Raw genomic sequence first — 20,725 nt, 5'->3', positions numbered from 1 at the left:
ATCATGTCCTCTCGACAAAAGTACCTAATCGTATTTCCGCATTTTCAGGGCATACGTACTTAGGATAGGTTATAATCTTCCTAAATTTCCCATTAACAATATCTTCGAATAGTATTTGTATGTTTTTATATTTTCTGGTTTTGTACGCACAAACATTGCAGCCTTTAACAAAATAATGTTCGTTATGCGTTATAAAATTCATTACTCCCGGTTCGCTGTATACTGGAGGCCCAATTCTTAATTTTACACTTGGGAGTTCATTAACTAAAAATTCCCAAGATAGATAACACGTATTTTCATCTGCAAAATTTTGGTATCTCAAATATTCAAAATCATGTTCTTTAACTAATTTGTTGATACTTTTTTGTATTTTTTCCATTTGTGGATAAATTACATCTTCAACGATATTTTCGGGCCTTTTAATTTCTAAAGTTAGTAAATAACCCCTTTCCCGCCTGTTTAAAAAATCTGTAATTTTTTTATCAAATCCATAAAAAAAGTCTTTTGAAGGGTTTTTCAAAAACATTTTTGAATAAAATATGAATTTGCAAAGGTTTTCTTCGTTTAATGCTGCTGCAACGTTTCTATTTAGATCAACGGGATCGTAAACTACTAGGGGATCATCAAATTTTGAAAAAACATGATCTTTTTTCAAATCATACATTTCGTAAATTTCGTTTAATACTATTGATTTAGTTGGTTTCCAGGTTTTTACGTCAGATATAAGGGTTAAAAATCCGCCGTATTTTAATATTAAAAGTTCACAGAGGTATCCTGAAAATCCTGCAGTTTTTAAGTCAGAACCATAAATTCCAAGACCTTTTAAGAATTTTTTCAAAAGTCGAATATCATCTGATAAATTTTTATTTTTATAAGACATTATCAAAAATTCGTTATGAAGTGGGGTTCTGTCAACCGCAGAAATTATTTTTTCGCAGTTTTCAATACCGTAGCACGGAACAATATCGAGATTGAATTTTTCAATTTCTCCAGAAACATAAGGGTGTTCCGCATATTCTACCCATGATTTTCCATTGAAATAATCAATTACTTCTTTTCCGATTTTTAATCCCGATTCTTTTAAAGTATCTCGATCGGTTTCTCTTTCAAATCTTAAAAATATGTCAATATCGTGATCATCCTTTAGATTTGCATCTCTTGCAGTTGATCCGACCTGAATAATATCAACAACAGGTTTTTTTGAAATATCTTTGATTTTAGCGATTATTTTATCCGAAAATACTTTTAATTCCTTTTTTTCAACTTCTGTCGGACTGATATCGTTTAAAACTTCGTTTAGAATATCATTATAATCGCCAATATTTAATTTTTTCAAAATACCCACCTGAAAACAAAATTTAAAAATAACTATGTAATATATTTAAAAACAGGTTAAACAGTGTTTCTTACGTTTTCGCGTTTACATTGAACATCAATTGAGTTTTTAACGTTCTTTAAATTTTGATATTTCTCAGATTGCATGTTTATGTATTTAAAAGCATTTTCAGCCAATCTTTTTGAGAGATTTTCGGGGATTGTATTGTCTCTTTCAGATAAACCGTCTGCAAGGCATGCAGCAAGTAAAAAAATAGCGGCCCGTTGTTCTGTTTTGAGTTTGTGGATATGGTGGGGCTTTACGTCTAGTTCTTCGTAGGTTTTCAAATAGACGCAGTCCTTTCCTTCAGGGACCATTTCTTTGAAGACATGTACGAAAAATTGGTGGAGTTCCATCAGTTGTTCTTTATGCATTGGTTCCCCCTTTTAAATTTGTTGTGGATTAAATTAAACCATCATATTATATATACTTTTCAGAGGTTTCGTTTTTACTCTTTTTATTCCCATATTGAAATATTGATAAAAACTTAAATGTAAAATCATACCTAAATCATACCTTATACTTTATATTATAATCTCCATTATACCAATACTTATTTATGCAGAAAAACGTACTAAATTTTAAGATTAATTGTGATTATCTGATTTAATTTTGTATTGTTCATAATTATAGGTGATATTTTGATTTTACTTGCATTACCAAACAAGGGAAGAATTTCAAAACCCGTAAACGAAATTTTGGAAAAAGCGGGTTTAAAGATAAGCGTACATGGGAGAAGTCTCTTTGCACAAACTGTTGACCCAGAAATAAAAGTAATGTTTGCAAGGGCAAAAGACATTCCTGAATTTGTGAGGGACGGTGTTGCAGATGTTGGAGTTACGGGATACGATTTAATGCTTGAGCGAGATACTGAAGAAGAACTTGAAATGCTTTTAGACTTTAAGTTTGGAAATGCGAGACTTGTAATTGCAGCTCCCGAAAATTCAACTGTAAATTCAATTAAAGATGTAAAAGATGGAATGAAGATTGCAACAGAGTTTCCCGGCCTTACAAAACGATATTTGGAAAAGAAAGGATTGAATTTAGAAATTATTGAATTAAGTGGTGCAACTGAAATTGCCCCATTTATTGGTGTTTCAGATTTAATCTGTGATTTAACTTCAACTGGAACAACACTCCAATTAAACAGGCTAAAAGAAGTAGAAAATGTTGTTTCATCAACAACAAGGCTCGTTGCAAACAAAAAAAGTATGGAAGACCCAGAAAAATGTGCAAAAATAAATCAGGTTCTTTCAGGAATTAAAAGTGTACTCTACGCACAGAGTAAACGATTGATAATGATGAACGCTCCAAAAGACAAAGTTTCAGAAATTACCTCAATAATTCCTGGAATGGGCGGTCCAACAGTATCAGAAATTCTTTCAAATGATAAAATGCTTGCAATCAATGCAGTAATTGATGAAAATAAGGTATTTGAAACAGTTACTAATCTTGAAATGCTTGGTGCAAGAGATATTTTGGTCGTTCCAATAGAAAGAATACTATAAAATTTTTTTTAATTCAAGCCATTTGATTTTAGATTAAAATAATATCTCTTAAATAATCTTTTTATAGTTAAATTTAAAAAGAAAGTAGAGTATATTTATCTAGGTTTGAAATGAAGTTTATTCTTAAAATCTCGTCATGTTAAAATAATTTATTTTTATTATTTGGGTGAATAAAATGAGCGAAGATCTATCGATGAAATGCGGTCTTGAAATTCACGTGCAGGTAGACACAAATTCTAAATTATTCTGCCAGTGCCCTACAAATTATAAGGATGTTGAACCAAACACGAACATCTGCCCGGTATGTATTGGACACCCGGGTGCAAAACCAATGCCTCCAAACAAAAAGGCAATTGATATGGCAATAATGGTTGCAAAAATGTTGGGCTGTGAAATGGTTATTGACAAAGATATCTATTTCCAGAGGAAACACTATAACTATCCTGATTTACCAAGCGGGTATCAAAAAACATCTGTTCCAATTGGGGAACACGGTACGTTTTTAGGTGTTGGAATTACAGAAGTTCACCTCGAAGAAGATCCTGGACAGTACAAGCCTGATCTTGGAACAGTGGACTACAACAGGAGCGGAACTCCGTTAATTGAGATTGTAACAGATCCAGACATGAAAAGCCCTGAAGAAGCGAGAGAATTTTTAAGGCAGTTACTGAGATTATTTAGATATATCGGCAACCTAAGGGGCGAAGGTACAATGAGGGCCGATACGAACATATCCATTAAATATAACGGAATTCAAGGAAACAGGGTTGAAGTTAAAAACGTAAATTCCATAAGGGGAGTTTACAAAGTTTTAAAATACGAATTAATCAGACAGAAAAACGTTCTCAGAAGAGGCGGAGAAATTAAACTCGAAACAAGAGCTTTCATGGAAAGCCAAATGATTACAAAAGGAATGAGAAGTAAAGAAACTGCGGACGATTACCGGTACATTCCAGACCCCGATTTACAGCCTATTGTATTAAGTAACGACTGGGTTGAAAAAGTAGAGGCTCAGATGCCAGAAACTCCAATGAACAAGGAAAAAAGGTTTGTTGAACAGTACGGAATAAAAGAAGACGATGCAAAAGTTTTAGTTTCAGATTTGGAACTTGCAGATGTCTTTGAAAAAGTTGTAGCTGAACTTGGAAACGACAAAGACGGAATTTCGCTTGCAGTTACATGGATTAGAAATGAGTTGAAGAGAGTTTTAGTTTATAACAAAATAGAATTCTTCGAAACAAATTTAAAACCAGAACACATGGTTGAATTGATTAATTCAATTAAAGACAAAACAATCAGCCAGAAAATCGGTAAAACAATTATCGAACAGATGGTTGAACACAAAGGAGAAAAAACTCCAAAAGAACTGATTTCAGAAATGGGTTTAACTGTTATCGAAGACACAAGTGAACTCGAAAAAGCCTGTGAAGAAGCTATTAAAAACAGTGAAAAAGCAATTGAAGATTATAAATCTGGAAATCAGAGAGCATTAAACTCAGTTGTAGGCCAAGTTATGAAATTAACCCGTGGAAGGGCTGAACCTGGAACTGTTGTTGAAATACTTAAGAAAAAAATTGATGGATAATTTTTTTACTTTTTTAAATTTTTAAAATATCAAAAATAAAAATAAAATTTATTCTTTTAATTTCCATTCAATATCTAATAATTCACTGTATTTTTCAAGAACTCTTTTTATATATTCCTCGAAATTTCCTTTTTCAAACTCTTCCGACCATTTTTCATTTTCAAATTCAAAAGCTCCTGAAATTATGAGTTCTTTTACACGTTTACTTTCAACTAATGGATAACCTATATTTGAATCGTATTTCGCAATTTTTTTAAATAATTCCATGGATTCTTTTGTTATATCGACATCACTTACTTCATTTACAAGTTTGTCGATTATTGGGGAAACCCATTTCCTGTGGAATCTGCATATTCCTAGATTTTCAAGCGTAATTTCTTCAATTGAATTTTTAACGCTTAATTCTGCAAGCTCTTCAGGTTCTAAAAAAACACCGCATTGATAATGTGTTAAATATTTTCCCTGAATTAAATACGGCATGAAATTTCCAATTGCCCAGTACATTGTTGGCGAAATCTGTCCATTTTCCCCGAAAGAATCGTAAACTCCGAAGTCTTCGAATTTTTTATTTTCGACTCGTTCAGGATATTTTTTATTTAATATTTTTGCAGCTCGTCTAGCTCCAAATTTACAGAGTTTTCCAAATTCGTTAGTTTGAAAAGCAATAATTTCTGCAAGTTTTACGGCCTGTTCTGCATTATGTTTTGAATTTTTTAATATATCGGCATCATTTTCAAAATTTGAAATATCAAATACTGGCTTTTCAATTCCAACTTCTTCTGGTTTTAACATTCCATTATCCAAAAGTTCAAAAACAAAGGAACACAGGTTTCCAAATTCAATTGCATCAAATCCAAGTTTATCTATTGTATGCACAACATGGTCTGCGGCATAAAGATCAAATACTCCAATACAGGGACCGTTTGCTTCATACGGCTCGTAATCTACGTGAAGACCGTTTCTATATTTTTTACAGACTACGGGACAGGGTTCTCCACAGTTTGTCCAGTTTTTAGTTTCAATTGCTTCTTTATCAAATCTACTTACAAAATATTCGAGTATTTTTTTATGTAATTTCAATCTTCTATTTTTATCGATAAAAGGCATTCTCCAGTTAAATATTGGTGTTAAATCCATCGTAACGTGGTAGTTGTTCCCAAATGTTCCGCCTGTTTTTCTCTCTTCACTGTATCGGTATTTTTCAGTATGTTCCAAAATTACCTTTGAATACTGCTTTTGGTAGTGTTCTTCAACGACCGATTTTACGTTCTTTTCAGGAGTTTTTTTGCCAAAAAATACAACTCCTAAAATATTGTGGGCTTGGTAGAGAACTGAACCACCGCCCCCTCTTGCAGCCCAGTCCTCAGAACCTTCAACAATTTTTCCATTTCTTATTGTTTGAGAGTAAATTGCACCCATATTTGTAGTTTTTGAAGCAGATCCGACAAGAAATGCCCTGTAATTTTTTTCTTTAAATAATTCGATGATTTTATCGTTAAATTCGTAAATGTCACGTATTTCTTCAGTAAATGGGATAAATTTTATTTTTAATTCGTCTTCTTCCCCATTAATTACTAAAATACTTGGAACTTCACATTTTCCAGTAATTGCAACGTTCTGTACTCCCGTATCTTTAAATGTGTATCCGGCACCACCCATTGCAGAAAAGTGAAATCCATCCCATAATGGAGACCTAAATGAAAAAATTAATCTATGGCCTCCAACAATTGGTAAAACCCCTTTTCCAAAGCAGAAAAGGTTTTTTTTATCGTATGCATCATATTTCCAGGTTTCATATTTATCATGCAAATCAATTCCAAATGAGATTGGAAATTCTTCTCCAGAAAGTACTTCGTAATTTTGTCTTGATCCATCAATCAAAATGTTCATATACCACACCCTGACAAATTAATAAACACTTACAATTAATTGGGGTTTAAACCTATTTGTTTTTATTTGTTTTTAATTTTAGCGGGGATATTATGAAAGAGAATGAATATCGATTCATAATGCGAGTTTTTGTGTTAATATCTTTTGCATCTGTTTTATTTGTGGCATTTCCTTTTCTGGATACTATTGCATTTGCATGTGCATTTGCATACATGACAGAGCCTTTTTTCAATGTAATAAAACGATATACTGGAAGAAACCTCGGTGCGATAATCTGTATTTTAATGATAACCGTTCCTGCACTATCCCTGGTAGTTTTAATTTTGACAGATGTTGTGGAATTTTTAAACACTTTAAATATTCAAAGTTTTGTTGATAATTCGATACAGTTTGTAAATTATTTTGGATTACAAAATATTGCAAAAGAAGATTTAAATTCGATAATTTCAGAATTGTGGACTTTTTTAAAGCCAACTGTAAATAAAATGGCAAGCCAAATATACGGACTTCCGCTTTTATTCATAAAAGGGTTAGTTACCATATTTTTAACGTACTATTTTTTAAAAGATGGTTATAGATTTAAAGATGCAATAATGCCACATGTTCCTGAAGTTTACCATGTTCAAACAGAACTGTTTATCCGAAAACTTCATGAAGCTTACAAAAATCTCTTTGTAGTAAATGCGCTAACTGCATTTACTGTAGGCTTAATTTCAATTGCAGGTTTTTGGGCAATAGGTATTCCAAATCCCGTAACACTTGGGGCGCTGAGTGGTATACTAACACTACTTCCTATCGTTGGTGGTTGGACAATATATATGCCATTATCTGTTTATTATGTTGCAGTTGGAATGTATTCTAAAGCAGTTTTACTTTTTGGTTTTGGGGTAATTTTCTTATCTCTAGCACCTGATTTTGCAATACGCCCAAGACTTGTAAATCATGAAAGTAGTATCCATCCGGCGCTTGCGCTGGTTGCATTTTTGATGGGCCCGCTTGCGCTTGGAGTTACGGGTTTTGCATTAGGCCCTTTGATAATGGGTACATTTGATGCAATATTTAGGGTCAAAAATGGGAAAGATAGTATTATAAACTTAAAATAGCTAATAACTACAAAGTGATATGATGGAAAAGAAAATAGCAGTAACTGCAGGCACATTTGATTTATTACATCCTGGACACTTTAATACGCTTAATTTCGCAAAAAAACATGCGGATGAACTCGTTGTAATTATTGCAAGGGACGAAACCGTAAAAAAAATTAAAGGAAGAAGCCCAGTAATTCCTGAAGAACAACGAAAAATAATGATAGAAGCACTTAAACCTGTAGATCGTGCAGTTTTGGGTAGTTTAACTAACAAACTTGAACCGATTTTAGAAATTAGACCTGATATTATAGTTTTGGGTCCGGATCAGACAACATATCAGATAACTGAACTGAAATCACAGCTTGCGAAACATTTTTTATATCCTGAAGTACTGAAAGTCGAAGAATATGTAAGATGCCCATTTCACAGCTCATTTGATATTCTAAAAGAAATTGTGAGAAGATGGTGCTGTAAAGAATTAAAAGTATAGATTTGTGTTATTTATGGAAATTTTTTTGATTTATTTACTTTTGGTAGTCGTTGGATGCATTGTGGGATTCACAACCGGTGCTTTGGGCCTCGGTGGCGGTTTTATCATGGTTCCAACATTAATGTACATTTTTCAAAATCTCGGAATTTCTGATGACCACGTTGTTGCAATGGCTGTTGGAACGAGTCTTTCAGTTATTTTTTTAACTTCACTAAATAGTGCTTATTCCCATTCAAAATTTGGAAACATTATTTGGAGATATTCGATATTACTCGGGTTTTCAGGAATTTTGGGAACATTTGTGGGTGTTAGGATTGTTACAAATTACATTAGTGGCGATCTTCACAGAATGCTCTTTGGGGTTATTTTGATAATTCTTTCATTAAATATGGCATTTAACAAAACTAATCCTCAGGTCGAAATCAATAAAAACGTTAATTATTTGCCTGTCGTACTTTGCGGATTTTTAATAGGGATTCTGTCAAGCATGTTTGGAATTGGTGGCGGAACTATTGCAATTCCGATTTTGACGTTATTTTTAAAAACGCCTATAAAAAGGAGTATTGGTACATCCCTGGGAATGATGGTAATCATTTCATTAAGTGGTTTTTTGGGCTATCTATTTAGCCCTGTTGAAATAGCAGATACCTATAAATATCTAAATTTCATAGGATATGTTTCAATATCGGCAGCCCTGTCGATTGGTGCAATGAGTATTATATTTTCAAGATATGGCGCTAAAATTTCAAATAATATTAACTCCAAGCTTTTGAAGAAATTTTTTGGAATCATACTCATGTTTGTTGGATTAACAATGATAATTTAAAATCAAAAATTTAATTTTTTAACTAACGGTGATATTTTGAAGACTATTTTGGGAAAAATTCATTTAAAATGGTGTAAAAACTGCAACATCCCCGTACTAGATACCAAATGTGCAATTTGCGATTCTGAAACGGTTGAAGTTAAGGTAACTCCTCCCGGGGATGCAAGACCTGCTTTCAAAGGAGATTTGGATTTAATAAACAAAACCATAAAATCTCAGTTTGGAATAGAAGAAAATTTATTTAAAAATAAACTAGTGCTCGTAAACAAGGCTCCAGGAATTGAATATTTTCAAGAAATTGTCGTTGATGGAATAATCTTTGGAATTTTAAATTTCAACGAGAAAAAACACGAATGGAAGATAATTCCAACGATTGAGGGTGCCAGAAGACTTATTACTGCAGGCTGCAAGAAAAAATTACTCGTAGTTAAGGAAGATGTTCCCAAATTTATTTTGAATAAAGGGGCATCTGTTTTAAGGCCAGGAGTTGCATTTGCATCAGAAGACATCTGTATTGATGATGATGTTATTATATTAATAGAAAAACCCGACTCGAGTATGGATTTTAATGAACTGGATGTTTTGGGTGTTGGAAGATCCAGAATGAATTACGAAGAAATTGTAAATTCTGAAAAGGGAATGGTTGCAAAGGTTAGAAAATCTGAACTTCCAAAAAATTCAGAGGTTTTGCATGAAATTGGCGAATTTGATGAAGCAATCGAAAAAATGATCGAAGCAAACAAAAACGCAATGCAAAAGGTTGAAAGTAATTCCATTGGATTTATGAGAAATACGGTTGTAAAAATTGGAAGACCAGTTTCTGTCGCATATTCTGGTGGAAAGGATAGCCTTGCAGTACTTCTTTTAGCATTTGAAGCGTTTAAAAATTCAGAAAACCCTGTAGAATTTGATGTATTATTCAATGACACAGGAATCGAATTTAACGAAACTTTAGAAAATATCGAAGAAATTTCTAAAATGTATAATCTCGAAATTTTGAAAACGAATTCAGGAGAATTCTGGGAAAAATTAGAAGAATATGGGCCCCCTGGAAGAGATAATCGGTGGTGCAGTGAAGTATGTAAAGTATCTCCGCTTGGAATACTTATCGATGAAAAATATGAAAAAGGATGTTTTTCGTTTGTGGGCCTTAGAAAGTATGAATCCATAAATCGTTCAAAAAAACCAAGAATATGGAATAGCCCAACGATTAAAAAACAAATGTTATCAGCACCAATATTAAACTGGACTGCAATGCACGTTTGGATATATATTTTAAAACATAAAGCTCCGTACAATGTATTGTATGGGCAATGTTTTGATAGAGTTGGTTGTTTCATGTGTCCTGCAATGGAAATTGGAGAAATTGAATTAGTAAAAATGAGTTATCCAGAACTCTGGGAAAAATGGGAAGGATTCTTGAAAAACCACGCCCAAAAATGCGGTAAGGATGAAAGTTGGGTAAAAGGCGGTTGGAGATGGACTAACAAAACAAGGTCAAACCAAAAACAAGACGAACAGATAAATGAAAACTGGCTCGGATAGGTACGTTAAACGTGTGCATATATTAATGAGTTCTTATAATATTCATATGAAAACAAAAGGTGATATATTGCCAAAGATGCTACTGCTCCCAAAATTAACAATGTCTCTTGGCGGATATATAAGAGAGACTGTTGAAATTTATCAAGAAGATGGTGTAAAGGAATTCCCCCACAGAAATGTTGTGGTTGGAAATCCTACAAACGAACCTATAAAGATAGATGTTCCTGCATATGATGATGAATGGGTAAAAAGACATCAAGAACTTGGTTTAATTGTAGTTCCTGTGGAAGTGGGCGAGGATTTCGTTGGAATATTTAAAATGGTTGAAGAAAAGGTTAAAAAAGCAGATTAGATTAATCGGTGAAAAAAATGATTAGAGGGGTGCTCTTTGACCTTGACGATACACTTTACAATTCTTCGAGTTTTGCAAGCCGTGCACGAAAAGAGGCATTGAGGTCGATGATTGATATAGGCTTGAATGCTACCGAAGAAGATGCTTTAAAAATACTGAATAAAATTATTGAACAGAAGGGTTCAAACTATGGGGGCCACTTTAACGACCTTGTAAAGGCAGTTACTGGAACATACGATCCAAAAATAATTACAACAGGCATTATCACCTACCACAATGTTAAATTTGCGTTACTTAGGCCTTATTCTGATACAATAAAAACCCTAATGGATTTAAGAAGTATGGGCTTAAGCTTGGGAATCTTAACGGATGGAATTACCATAAAACAGTGGGAAAAATTAATAAGGCTTGGAATACATCCATTTTTTGATGAAGTCATAACTTCAGAAGAGTACGGGCTTGGAAAACCAAACATTGAATTTTTTAATTATGGTCTTAAAAAAATTAATTTAAAACCTGAAGAAGTGGTTTATGTTGGGGATCGGGCCGACAAGGATATGGTTCCTGCAAAAAACGTCGGAATGACAACAGTTAGAATACTACAGGGAAAATATTCAGAAATTACTGATGATGTAAGTGATTACACGATAAAAAATATTTCAGAACTTTCGAAGATAATTAAGCCACTTATTTAATTTTTATGGGATAATATGATCGATGAATTAAAAGGATTAATACTGTTTATGACTAGAATTCCAATTGGGCGGTCAAAAAGTGATTTTGAAGGTATTGCAAAATATTTCATGTTCATGCCACTTGTTGGAACGTTAATTTCACTTTTTGGAGTAGTTACTGCATATTTGTTAAACTATTTGGGATTTACTTCTGGAAATATAATTGGAGCAGCGGTTTTATTTACTCTTTTATATGTTCAGGGATTTCACCACCTTGATGGCCTTGCAGACTATGGCGATGCGTGGATGGTAACTGGAAATGCGAGAAAAAAATTAGAAGTCATGAAAGACGTTTACATGGGAATAGGTGGTTTTGTTTTTGTATTTTTTGTTGAACTGCTTTCAATATTTTCATTTGCTTATCTTTTTGAAACTAACGAATTTACATTATTCTTAAAGTATGTTATAATAATTGAAACCTGTTCAAGACTAGGTCTTCTTTCATGCGCTTGCTGTGGAATTCCTGCAAATGAAGGTACTGGAAGATATTTTGCGAAAAGATCAAACGAATCTCATCTTTTAGCAGGGCTAATATTTTCACTTGGAGTTTCAATGTTACTCCAAATTCCAAAAATAGGGGTTTTATGCTCAATTTTAGCAGTGTTTTTGGGAATGTTCATTGCTTGGAAATCCAATAATAAATTAGGCTGTGTAACAGGAGACATTTTTGGAGCAACTGCAGAAATATCAAGAATGGTATTTTTAATCGTAATTATTGCATTTACTCCGTATTTTGCACTAGTTGGATAAATTAAAATAAAAAAATATAAAAAAAGTTTAAAAATTAAATAAACTATCTAAATACATCTTCTTCTTTTTTTCTAATTAATTCTTTTCCAGTTCCATCATTAAATGGTACTGGCGCATTTCTAATAATTACTAATGGAATTCCTTCATTGGATTGGCCCATGACAACTGATGCAGTTGCTGCAAGTTCATCTGCAATTCCAACTTCAGTAGTTTTTAATTCTCTTCCAAAAAGGTCTTTTTCTCCTTTTCTATCCCAAAGTCCACAAACTCCGCTAACTCCAATTGCAACACCACACGAACCCTTTCTAAATGGTCTACCCATACTATCGTTGATAATTACACCAACATTTTTTCCAGTAATTTCTTCAATTCCCTTTCTTATTTCGTTTGCACTTTTGTCCGGATTTTTTGGAAGTGGTTTTATTCCTTTCGAAGTGTTACTTTCATCAACACCACTGTTTGCACAGACAAATCCGTGTTTAGTTTCTGTTACTATAAAATTAGGCCCAAGTCTAACGGTTTCATTTGATTCATCTAAAATTACCTGAACGACTTCGGGTTCTTTTCCAAGTTTTTTAGAAAGTTCAATAGCTTCGTTTGAAGGTTTTATTGTATCTTTTAAGATAACATTCTTCTCACTTTTAGAAACGACAGTTTCTGCAATAACGATTATATCTTTATCTTTTAGAGGGTATTTTGAAATGAGTTCTGCTAAAGTATAATCTTCATTTCCACTTATTAATGGAATTTCAAGGCCGATTACTTCCATTTTTACTCTTTCTGTTATCATGTTTTCACAGTCTAATTTTTGAGTTAATAGCTTTTTTCATAACATATATATCGGGTTTCATCCCAGTCCATATTTCAAATGAAACTGCTCCTTGGTAAACAAGCATTCCAAGACCGTTTATTGTTTTAGCACCATATTTTATAGCTTCTTTTAAAAATACTGGTTCAATGGGATTGTATATCAAATCCATTACAACAGCATCTTTTTTGATATTTTTCAAAGGAATTACTGGATCTACATTCGTGTTTGGATGCATTCCAACAGGGGTTGTGTTTAGAATTATGTCAAAATTTTTTATATCGAGATCTAAATCCCCGTAATTTATTGGCTTTTGTTTTTTTAGTTTTTTGGAAAATTCTTCTGAAAGAATTTTTGCTTTTTCAATATTTCTGTTTATGATTGTCAAATTATTATCCTTTGCAAGTTCGAAACAAACGGCCCTTGAGGCACCTCCTGAACCTATAATTAAAATGTTTTTATCAATCAAAATTCCAGCTTTTTCTTCAAGTGTCCTCTTTGCACCAATTCCGTCAGTGTTATATCCAATAGCTTTCCCGTTTTCAATTTTTACGGTATTCACTGCACCAATTGCTTTTGCATCTTCATCAATTTCGTCTAAATACTTCATAATATTTATTTTATGCGGGATTGTAACGTTAAAACCAGTAATTTGAAGTGCTTTTGCACCAGATACTACATTTTTTAGATTTTCTTCTGAAACATCAAATGCAAGGTACACGTAATTAATACCAAGGTCTTCAATTGCAGTATTGTGCATTATCGGTGAAAATGAATGATCTACTGGATGCCCGATAAGCCCGAGTAATTTTGTTTTCGTGTCCATCATAATAATCACTTTAAACCATATTCTTTTTTCAAAATTTCAATAACCGTATCAAATGCTTTATTTATTCCATTTTCCTGTCTTTTTAATATATTTTCCCCTTTTATTAAATCCCCGTAAACTTCGGATGTAAAATTGTATTCTTTTTTATCCGTTAAAATACATATGGCACCGTTTCCAATTCCTGCAGTACTCGAAATTGCAATATCGCAATTTAATTTATTTTTAAGTGCATTTGCAACTATTTTGGCTACCAAAATATCGTTTTCTTGAGTGTATGCTTTTGAGTATTTAAAAACGTAGTCAGGTTCTGGAAGTTTAACATCTAGAAGTGATTCAATTCCTTTTTTTGAAGGTAAGAACATTGAGGCCATTACAAAAACATTTCCATTTATTATGCTGTAATTCGGATCTTTTTCAACTTCTTTGTATCCGCAGGCCATTTTATGAATTTTAACTCCGATTTTTCCATGTGTGAAACATTCTGCAGTAGCAACTGAAATCATTTTATCCTTTTTACCGAGTGTTATTTATGAATATTTAAAAAAACTAGTATAATAAAGTATTTTTAATAAAATAATTACGCTTAATTGAAATAAGGGGCAATTGTATTTTAAATTTTAATTATTCTGTAATCAAATATCCTCTTTAATTTTTTTAATTTTGTGGTAGGCATGTCCAAAACTAAAAGTTTTAAATTCATAAAAACCAATAGACTACTAACTTTAATTTACAGAAGGTGTTATGGTGGCCAAGTCTAAACTGGTAGCAACGTTTAATGGTAAAGGTATTATTGCAACCCCCTATACATTAAGGGATCCGTTCACAAAATGGAGAAACTTAAAAATAGAGTTGTATGAAGATTCTTTAGAGTTTATTTTTGAAAACAAGAAAATTGAGGCAAGTTTTGATCAGATTGACGATATCGGATTTGAACTTCCAAGAAAAGCACTCGAAATTGCAAAAAACAATTTAGATGATATTTCAATTTATGGTTCTTTTAGATTAAGTCCTCCTGATGAAGATAAATTTAGCATCGGCTATGCACCAGAAGCTTCAATTTATGGTGAACCCACAATAAATGCATTCTTAAAAAAATTATTCCAGCAGTTATTGAATAAAAAAGAAATGAAATTACAGTATGCAAGAATTGTTGGCGGTTCTGTTGATGTAGATGCACAGTGGGAAGATGGATACCTTGTTTTTGCTAAAAAACCTGTTAAAAGAGGAGTATCTGTTATCGAAGAAATGGTTCTCGCAGCTGCGGTAACTTCGGGCGACAAACCGAAAGTTTATGATTTATTTAATAATATTGAATCAATTTCACTTGAAAAAAAGAAAATTGATGATGAAGACAAAGATGTACTTGAAATAAAACAGTTGCGGGGCGGAGAAACAGTAAATTCCTATATACACATCCCTTCAACCAAAATGCTTTATGTTTTAAGGTATATTTCAAAATTAACAAAATATCACAATACGGTTAAAAGTTTACTCCCAAAATCCGAAGACGACCTAGATTCTGAAATTGCTGTCGAAAGCTGGAGTGGGGATAAATTGAAAAACGAGGTTGACCAGTTAACTCCTGAAGAGCAAGAAGTGCTGGCTGCAATATATACTGGAATTACGTCACTTGAACTTCCCGGAATGATGGGTATGGATATTGACGAAGTTGAAAGAATTCTTGAAAAATTGATCGACAGGGGATTTTTAGACCTCATAAGGATTAGGAAAGAAGCAGATTTAACTGAAAAAGGAAGGGCGGTCACAAACTTCATTATTACGAACTTTTAAGTCACAAACTACCTACATAAAAAATTCAAATACTAGTATTCTAAAAATAGATTTAACTTATTTTTATTTATCGAGGTGTACTAATGGCAAGTATAGTAAAAACAATGATTGTGGATGATTCTGCATTCATGAGAAACATTTTAAAGAGGATTTTGACAACCACAAACAAATACGTGGTTATCGGTGAAGCTTCTAACGGTGCAGAAGCAATTAAAATGGCAGAAGAATTACAGCCAGATTTAATCAGTATGGATATTGTAATGCCCGAAACTGATGGTATAACTGCTACAAAAGCAATAAAAGAAAAAACTCCTGAAATCAAAATCGTAATGTGTACGTCAGTAGATCAGGAGCAAAAAATGATCGACGCTGTAAATGCGGGTGCAGATGGTTACATCGTAAAACCATTTCAGGCACCAAAAATCTTAGAGCAGTTTAACAAATTGTTTCCATAATTGGGGGGTTTTACCATGAAGTTTTCCGAAAACGAATGGAAAGAACTTCTTGAAATTATTGTCGACGAAGAAGCGAGTGTGGAAACAATGGTTGTTAAAAATAACTATGATTTAAAAGATGTCGCAGCTTTTGAAAATATTGGAAAAACTGCTGCAGAAAAAGCTGCAAGTTTTGTCCAAGAAATGAGTGGAGACTGTGTCGAAGTCAAAGTTTTTAAAATAGAACTTAATTCTGCACAGGATTTTAAAAATATGGCAGATATCTCTGAAAGCAATGTTTTTACAAAAATCGATTTTAGTGGGGACATCTGTGGAACTGGAGTTTTAATTTTTTCTGAAGAATCTGCAAAAAGTATGGCTGACTCAATGCTCGTTGGAATGGGCATGGAAGGAGATTCTGAAGAAGTGTTCTGCGAAATGAGAGTTTCTGCAATAAATGAAACCTGTAATCTTTTAATTTCCGCATTCGTTGATACAATTGCAAATTTTATGAATACCTCCCTTAACATGACCCCGCCAGAATTTTCTACTGGAAATTTGGGCGATTTTATTGAAGCTGAATTAAAAAATTATGAAATAAACTCTGAAGATACACTATTTACTTTTACCTCAGAACTCTTTTCTAAAGGAATCGGCTCTGGTTTTGAAGTATATATTGTAATGAACCCCGAATCTACCGATAAATTATTTGAAAAATTAAATTAAGAAACTTTACGGTGTTACTGTGGGAGTAATTGAAACGATAAATAAAATAGTTGATATCGGAAAAGATGCGGCAGAAAACACTGCCAATGCATTTACGGGACTCACTGGTGAAGATACGGATATTCATTTTACTGGACTTAGATTTGTACCTGTTGAATACATTCCAGAACAGTTTAGTGATGAAACTTGTAAGGTAGTCCGGATAAATTTTGATGGAATTCTTTCAGGAACTTCTGTTTTGATGGTAAACGAAGAAGATTCAATAAAACTTGAAAAACTTCTGTTACTAGATCTTGTTTGGGATGGTCTCGTTAATAAAACAGAACTGCCCGATTATGCGGAAATTGAAGAATCCGTGTTAAATGAGGTTGCCAATGTAGTTTTGGCTTCATTTTTAAATGTGTTTGCAAATGCACTCAAAAGCGAAATAAACATTACAACTCCGGAGTTTACAAAAGATAGTGGATTTAATATTGTTGAATCCCTGGTTTTAGAAATGGCTGACAAAGGAATTGAAAACGCACTCGTTTTTGACAATAAAATAGACATTGTTGGAAGATTCCCCATAAAAAGCAATATCTTTATATTAATAGATCCTGAAAAGCTTGAAAACCTCGATAAATTATAATTTTTTATATTTTTATAACTTAGGCAAATTTTTATTTTTTTTATTCTTTATGCTGGTGATTTAATGGAAGATATGTATTTTAAAAGAATTAAACGTGACATCGGTACCAAATTGAAAATACAGGTGGACCAGTACAAAGATACTTACATTTTAAGGCGTGTTTCAGTTAGGATGAGACTCTGTAAGTGCAAAGATTTTAAAGAATACTATGAATTCTTAACAAAAAACCCTTCAGAATACGAAAAACTCGAAAATACGCTTACTGTAAATGTAACTGAGTTTTGGAGAGATAGAACAGTTTACAACGAACTTAGAAACGTTTTTGAAAAAATGGTAACTGATAGGAAGGTTCGAACAATACGAATATGGAGTGCAGGATGTTCTTCAGGAGAAGAACCGTACGGTTTGGCAGTTATGATAAAGGAATTAATGGAAAAACATAATCAAAAATTTTTAAGAGTATCAATTACTGCAACTGATCTCGACAAAGAAATTTTGGAACGAGCAAAAGAAGGAAAATACATATTAAAACAATTTAAGAATATGGACGCGGATGTTATCGAGAAATATTTTGATAAATTAAATGATAATGAACTCCAAATTAAAAAAGAAATAAAAAGAATGGTTCAATTTAAAAAACACGATTTAATCAAAGAAGGGCCGATGAACGATATGAACATGGTTCTTTGTAGGAACGTTATAATTTATTTTGATAAAGAGATTCAGGAAAAATTATTTATGAAATTCCACGAAGCATTAATTGATGACGGGTATTTAGTTTTAGGAAAAACAGAAATGCTTCACGGGGATTCAAGAAACGCATTCAAACCTGCAAATCACAGGGAAAGAATTTATCAAAAATTAAAAATAAATTAAAAAATTATTTTTTTAAATTTAGTTATTGTGTTTTAAATTTACTTACATCGTTAGAAATTTTTTCAGATGCTGAGGTTATCTCTTCTATTGCATCATCGATTTCATTCATGATTCTACTCTGTTCTTCAGCTGACGCAGTTAATTCTTCTGCAGTTGCCGCAAATTCTTCAGAAATTGATGCAATATCTTGTGCATTTCTAAGAGCACTTTCTACATTGCTTGCTGATTTTTCAGCATTAATTTTTATCGAATTTATTTTTTCAGAGGTAGTTTCTACACTTTCTCTGATTTTTAAGAAAGCACCGTTAACTTCATCAATTGCAATAACTCCCTTATCAACTTCATCTCTTCCGGAAATTCCAAGGTCTATTGTAGCTTCAACTTTTTTGTTTACGCCGTTAATTGTTCTGTTGATATCTTCAACGGATTTTTTAATTTCTTCTGCGAGTGACTTGATTTCACTTGCAACAACTGCGAACCCTTTTCCCGCATCTCCAGCACGTGCTGCTTCAATTGATGCATTTAAAGCAAGTAATCCAGTCTGTTCTGCAACATCTTTAATTAAAACTGTAACTTCGTTAATTTTTTTGGATTCGTCACCGAGTTCTTGAATTGCTTTTCCAAGGTTTTCAATAACATTTGTGATACCTTGCATTGTTTCAATTGCATTTTCAACTTTTTTAACTCCGATTTCAGAGTTTTCTTCAATTTCAGATGCTGCAACAACAGTATCTTCAGCTGCACTGGTTACTGCAGTTGTAATTTCAGATGTTGCTTCGAGCTGGTCAGATACGTCCTGCAATTTTGCAGACTGGTCTGCTGCTGCGGTTGCAACCTGGCTTGCTGCATCTGCGACCTGTTCTGAAGTTTCCTCAGCTCTTACAAGGTCTTCTTTTGCTTTTAAAAGTTCAGAATTTAAGTATGCGACCTGTTTTTTAAGGTCGTTTACCATTGTAGCAACGTTTACAATTGCATTGTTGGTTGTTACCTGCAATGCATTATGTTTTCGGTTAGTATCAGCTCTTATTGTGAAATCTCCGTTTTCTAAACTTTTAAATATTGTGTGGAGTTCTCCAAAGGTATTTGTAACTTCTTTTTTGTAAATTTTTAAAAAATCTTCGTCTTTTTTTATCTTTTCAAAGTCTGATATTACTGTATTAAACATTTCTTCATCGCAATGATCATAATCTTTTCCAATTATTTTTGAAGAAGATGCTAAAAACTTATCCACTTTGTCGAGACATGTTTTTTTAAGAATTGTATATCCAACCACTGTTGAAATCACTGCCGAAACAATAAACAATACAAATAATATTTTTAAATCAAACATTGATGTCATCATCAAGACGTATGCACTAACGAAAATAATTGCAGACGATAAAATCGCTGTAACAAGTATTGGGATATATGGTTTTTGTGTTTTCATGCTCATCACCGTATCTTTATATGACTTTGAGTTCGGCACCTTTTCTAACCAAAACACTGCCATCTTTAAGTGACAATGTTATAGTTCGGCCTGTGTCACCACCAAGGTCTTCAGATGCTATTCTTAAGCCTACTTTTCGAACTTCTTCTTTCGAAGCTTCGATATTTTTTTTACCTACATCTATCGTATTTGAATTGCATTTAAACATTGCAGCACCACCTGCAAGTTTAGCAGTTAATTTATCTTTTCTAGCGCCTAGTTTAGTAAGTCTATCTATTAATTCTGGAATTGCAGTATTTGCATATTTTCCAGGGGTTCTTTCTGCAGTATTTCTTGATTTGGGGAGCATCACATGGGCAACACCACCAACTTTTTTACCTCGGTCATAAAGTATAATAGCTACACAAGATCCTAATAGGGTTTCAATTGATTCGGGGCTTTTAGCAACCCCGATATCACCCATTTTTACCTTCAAAACCATGATAATCGTCCTAGATGTTGTTCAAGTCTAATATTAACGCTACACGGCCGTCCCCCAATATAGTGGCTCCTGCAAGTCCATTAATGTTTTTGAGTATTCCTGTGAGTGGTTTTACAACGATTTCATCTCTTCCGATAACCTCATCAAGAATGACCCCCACTTTTCCTTTATTTTTCTCAACAACTACCACATACAAGTTTTCAGGTTCGGAAACTTCATATGTGTTCAGTGCATCTTTTAACCATATTACTGGAAGGATGTGGTTTCTGTATATTATTGCTTCCTGACCTTCCAAATTTTTGATCTGATCTTTTTCAACTGAAATTACATCCAAAACACTTGTGAGTGGGAGTGCATAGATCTGTTCTTTTAGCCTTACTAAAAGCGTTTGTATGATTGCCATTGTTAGTGGAAGATGGAGTGTTATTTCAGTTCCTTTTCCAACTTCGGAATGTACTGATACACTGCCTCCAAGAGATTCGATTTTTGATCTTACTACATCCATTCCAACGCCCCTTCCAGAAACATCGGATACAACTTCAGCAGTACTAAATCCTGGTAGGAATATAACATTTATGGCTTC

The 20,725-nt window shown here is 33.1% G+C and carries 23 protein-coding genes; 14 read left to right on the top strand and 9 right to left on the bottom strand.

The window, feature by feature from the left end; translation table 11 throughout:
• Position 1: 1 nt before the first annotated feature.
• Both cca and HNP90_RS04135 read right to left on the bottom strand, forming a co-directional pair.
• Complete coding sequence (gene cca / locus HNP90_RS04140) at positions 2 to 1,336, bottom strand: CCA tRNA nucleotidyltransferase (RefSeq protein ID WP_011976603.1); 1,335 nt, start codon at positions 1,334 to 1,336, stop codon at positions 2 to 4.
• Between the two features lie 56 nt (positions 1,337 to 1,392).
• The gene (locus HNP90_RS04135; RefSeq protein WP_011976602.1) at positions 1,393 to 1,749 is read right to left on the bottom strand and encodes a UPF0058 family protein; all 357 of its coding nucleotides are present in this window, start codon (positions 1,747 to 1,749) and stop codon (positions 1,393 to 1,395) included.
• 267 nt (positions 1,750 to 2,016) lie between these two features.
• Between HNP90_RS04135 and hisG the strand changes: the two genes are divergently transcribed.
• Together hisG and gatB are read left to right on the top strand one after the other, a co-directional pair.
• Positions 2,017 to 2,883, top strand: a complete 867-nt coding sequence (gene hisG / locus HNP90_RS04130) for an ATP phosphoribosyltransferase (protein ID WP_011976601.1) — start codon at positions 2,017 to 2,019, stop codon at positions 2,881 to 2,883.
• 175 nt (positions 2,884 to 3,058) lie between these two features.
• Complete coding sequence (gene gatB, locus HNP90_RS04125; RefSeq protein ID WP_011976600.1) at positions 3,059 to 4,468, top strand: Asp-tRNA(Asn)/Glu-tRNA(Gln) amidotransferase subunit GatB; 1,410 nt, start codon at positions 3,059 to 3,061, stop codon at positions 4,466 to 4,468.
• Positions 4,469 to 4,516: 48 nt separating this feature from the next.
• On the opposite strand, the gene HNP90_RS04120 is transcribed toward gatB, so the two are convergent.
• Complete coding sequence (locus HNP90_RS04120; protein ID WP_011976599.1) at positions 4,517 to 6,358, bottom strand: aldehyde ferredoxin oxidoreductase C-terminal domain-containing protein; 1,842 nt, start codon at positions 6,356 to 6,358, stop codon at positions 4,517 to 4,519.
• 92 nt (positions 6,359 to 6,450) lie between these two features.
• Between HNP90_RS04120 and HNP90_RS04115 the strand changes: the two genes are divergently transcribed.
• The 7 genes from HNP90_RS04115 to cobS all read left to right on the top strand — a co-directional run bounded on the left by HNP90_RS04115 (position 6,451) and on the right by cobS (position 12,143).
• Positions 6,451 to 7,461 carry an AI-2E family transporter gene (locus HNP90_RS04115; RefSeq protein ID WP_011976598.1) on the top strand — a complete coding sequence of 337 codons (1,011 nt, stop codon included), beginning with the start codon at positions 6,451 to 6,453 and terminating at the stop codon, positions 7,459 to 7,461.
• A 22-nt stretch (positions 7,462 to 7,483) separates the two neighbouring features.
• Positions 7,484 to 7,936 carry an FAD synthase family protein gene (locus HNP90_RS04110; RefSeq protein ID WP_011976597.1) on the top strand — a complete coding sequence of 151 codons (453 nt, stop codon included), beginning with the start codon at positions 7,484 to 7,486 and terminating at the stop codon, positions 7,934 to 7,936.
• A gap of 13 nt (positions 7,937 to 7,949) precedes the next feature.
• On the top strand, positions 7,950 to 8,762 hold the full coding sequence (locus tag HNP90_RS04105) for a sulfite exporter TauE/SafE family protein (protein WP_011976596.1): 813 nt from the start codon (positions 7,950 to 7,952) through the stop codon (positions 8,760 to 8,762).
• Positions 8,763 to 8,798: 36 nt separating this feature from the next.
• Positions 8,799 to 10,307, top strand: a complete 1,509-nt coding sequence (locus tag HNP90_RS04100) for a phosphoadenosine phosphosulfate reductase domain-containing protein (RefSeq protein ID WP_011976595.1) — start codon at positions 8,799 to 8,801, stop codon at positions 10,305 to 10,307.
• A 67-nt stretch (positions 10,308 to 10,374) separates the two neighbouring features.
• A complete protein-coding gene (gene ehbP / locus HNP90_RS04095; protein ID WP_011976594.1) occupies positions 10,375 to 10,659 on the top strand; it encodes an energy-converting hydrogenase B subunit EhbP in 285 nt (94 codons plus the stop codon).
• Positions 10,660 to 10,676: 17 nt separating this feature from the next.
• On the top strand, positions 10,677 to 11,354 hold the full coding sequence (locus HNP90_RS04090; RefSeq protein ID WP_011976593.1) for a TIGR02253 family HAD-type hydrolase: 678 nt from the start codon (positions 10,677 to 10,679) through the stop codon (positions 11,352 to 11,354).
• A gap of 15 nt (positions 11,355 to 11,369) precedes the next feature.
• Positions 11,370 to 12,143: an adenosylcobinamide-GDP ribazoletransferase gene (gene cobS, locus HNP90_RS04085; RefSeq protein WP_011976592.1), complete on the top strand. Its 774-nt coding sequence runs from the start codon at positions 11,370 to 11,372 to the stop codon at positions 12,141 to 12,143.
• A 43-nt stretch (positions 12,144 to 12,186) separates the two neighbouring features.
• Here cobS and HNP90_RS04080 read toward each other — a convergent pair whose 3' ends face one another.
• From HNP90_RS04080 to HNP90_RS04070, 3 genes are read right to left on the bottom strand one after another with little or no spacing between them, the layout of a single operon-like run.
• Positions 12,187 to 12,933, bottom strand: coding sequence for a coenzyme F420-0:L-glutamate ligase (locus HNP90_RS04080; RefSeq protein ID WP_011976591.1), 747 nt, complete (start codon positions 12,931 to 12,933; stop codon positions 12,187 to 12,189).
• Between the two features lie 4 nt (positions 12,934 to 12,937).
• A complete protein-coding gene (gene aroE / locus HNP90_RS04075) occupies positions 12,938 to 13,780 on the bottom strand; it encodes a shikimate dehydrogenase (protein ID WP_011976590.1) in 843 nt (280 codons plus the stop codon).
• A gap of 5 nt (positions 13,781 to 13,785) precedes the next feature.
• On the bottom strand, positions 13,786 to 14,283 hold the full coding sequence (locus HNP90_RS04070; RefSeq protein WP_011976589.1) for a UPF0254 family protein: 498 nt from the start codon (positions 14,281 to 14,283) through the stop codon (positions 13,786 to 13,788).
• Between the two features lie 241 nt (positions 14,284 to 14,524).
• Here HNP90_RS04070 and HNP90_RS04065 point away from each other — a divergent pair, with 241 nt between their 5' ends.
• From HNP90_RS04065 to HNP90_RS04045, 5 genes are all read left to right on the top strand, one after another.
• The gene (locus HNP90_RS04065) at positions 14,525 to 15,571 is read left to right on the top strand and encodes a CheF family chemotaxis protein (protein WP_011976588.1); all 1,047 of its coding nucleotides are present in this window, start codon (positions 14,525 to 14,527) and stop codon (positions 15,569 to 15,571) included.
• 83 nt (positions 15,572 to 15,654) lie between these two features.
• Positions 15,655 to 16,026 (top strand): response regulator, encoded by a 372-nt coding sequence (locus HNP90_RS04060; protein WP_011976587.1) that lies wholly within the window; start codon positions 15,655 to 15,657, stop codon positions 16,024 to 16,026.
• A gap of 15 nt (positions 16,027 to 16,041) precedes the next feature.
• Positions 16,042 to 16,731: a chemotaxis protein CheC gene (locus HNP90_RS04055; RefSeq protein WP_011976586.1), complete on the top strand. Its 690-nt coding sequence runs from the start codon at positions 16,042 to 16,044 to the stop codon at positions 16,729 to 16,731.
• A gap of 19 nt (positions 16,732 to 16,750) precedes the next feature.
• Entirely contained in the window at positions 16,751 to 17,359 is a 609-nt protein-coding gene (locus tag HNP90_RS04050; protein ID WP_011976585.1) for a chemotaxis protein CheC, read from the top strand.
• A 63-nt stretch (positions 17,360 to 17,422) separates the two neighbouring features.
• A complete protein-coding gene (locus HNP90_RS04045; protein ID WP_011976584.1) occupies positions 17,423 to 18,235 on the top strand; it encodes a CheR family methyltransferase in 813 nt (270 codons plus the stop codon).
• Between the two features lie 22 nt (positions 18,236 to 18,257).
• Here HNP90_RS04045 and HNP90_RS04040 read toward each other — a convergent pair whose 3' ends face one another.
• Genes HNP90_RS04040 through HNP90_RS09490 form a run of 3 tightly spaced genes read right to left on the bottom strand, consistent with a single transcriptional unit; the run spans position 18,258 to position 20,719 of the window.
• On the bottom strand, positions 18,258 to 19,661 hold the full coding sequence (locus tag HNP90_RS04040; protein ID WP_011976583.1) for a methyl-accepting chemotaxis protein: 1,404 nt from the start codon (positions 19,659 to 19,661) through the stop codon (positions 18,258 to 18,260).
• A 16-nt stretch (positions 19,662 to 19,677) separates the two neighbouring features.
• Positions 19,678 to 20,142: a chemotaxis protein CheD gene (locus HNP90_RS04035; RefSeq protein ID WP_011976582.1), complete on the bottom strand. Its 465-nt coding sequence runs from the start codon at positions 20,140 to 20,142 to the stop codon at positions 19,678 to 19,680.
• 10 nt (positions 20,143 to 20,152) lie between these two features.
• Positions 20,153 to 20,719 (bottom strand): chemotaxis protein CheA, encoded by a 567-nt coding sequence (locus tag HNP90_RS09490; protein WP_394353575.1) that lies wholly within the window; start codon positions 20,717 to 20,719, stop codon positions 20,153 to 20,155.
• Between the last annotated feature and the right edge of the window lie 6 nt (positions 20,720 to 20,725).

Origin of the sequence: Methanococcus maripaludis (assembly GCF_013760955.1) — an archaeon.
GTDB classification, from domain to species: domain Archaea; phylum AGJL01; class Methanococci; order Methanococcales; family Methanococcaceae; genus Methanococcus; species Methanococcus maripaludis_A.
Note: the sequence above shows the minus strand (reverse complement) of the source record. Positions and strands in the feature narration are given on the sequence as shown.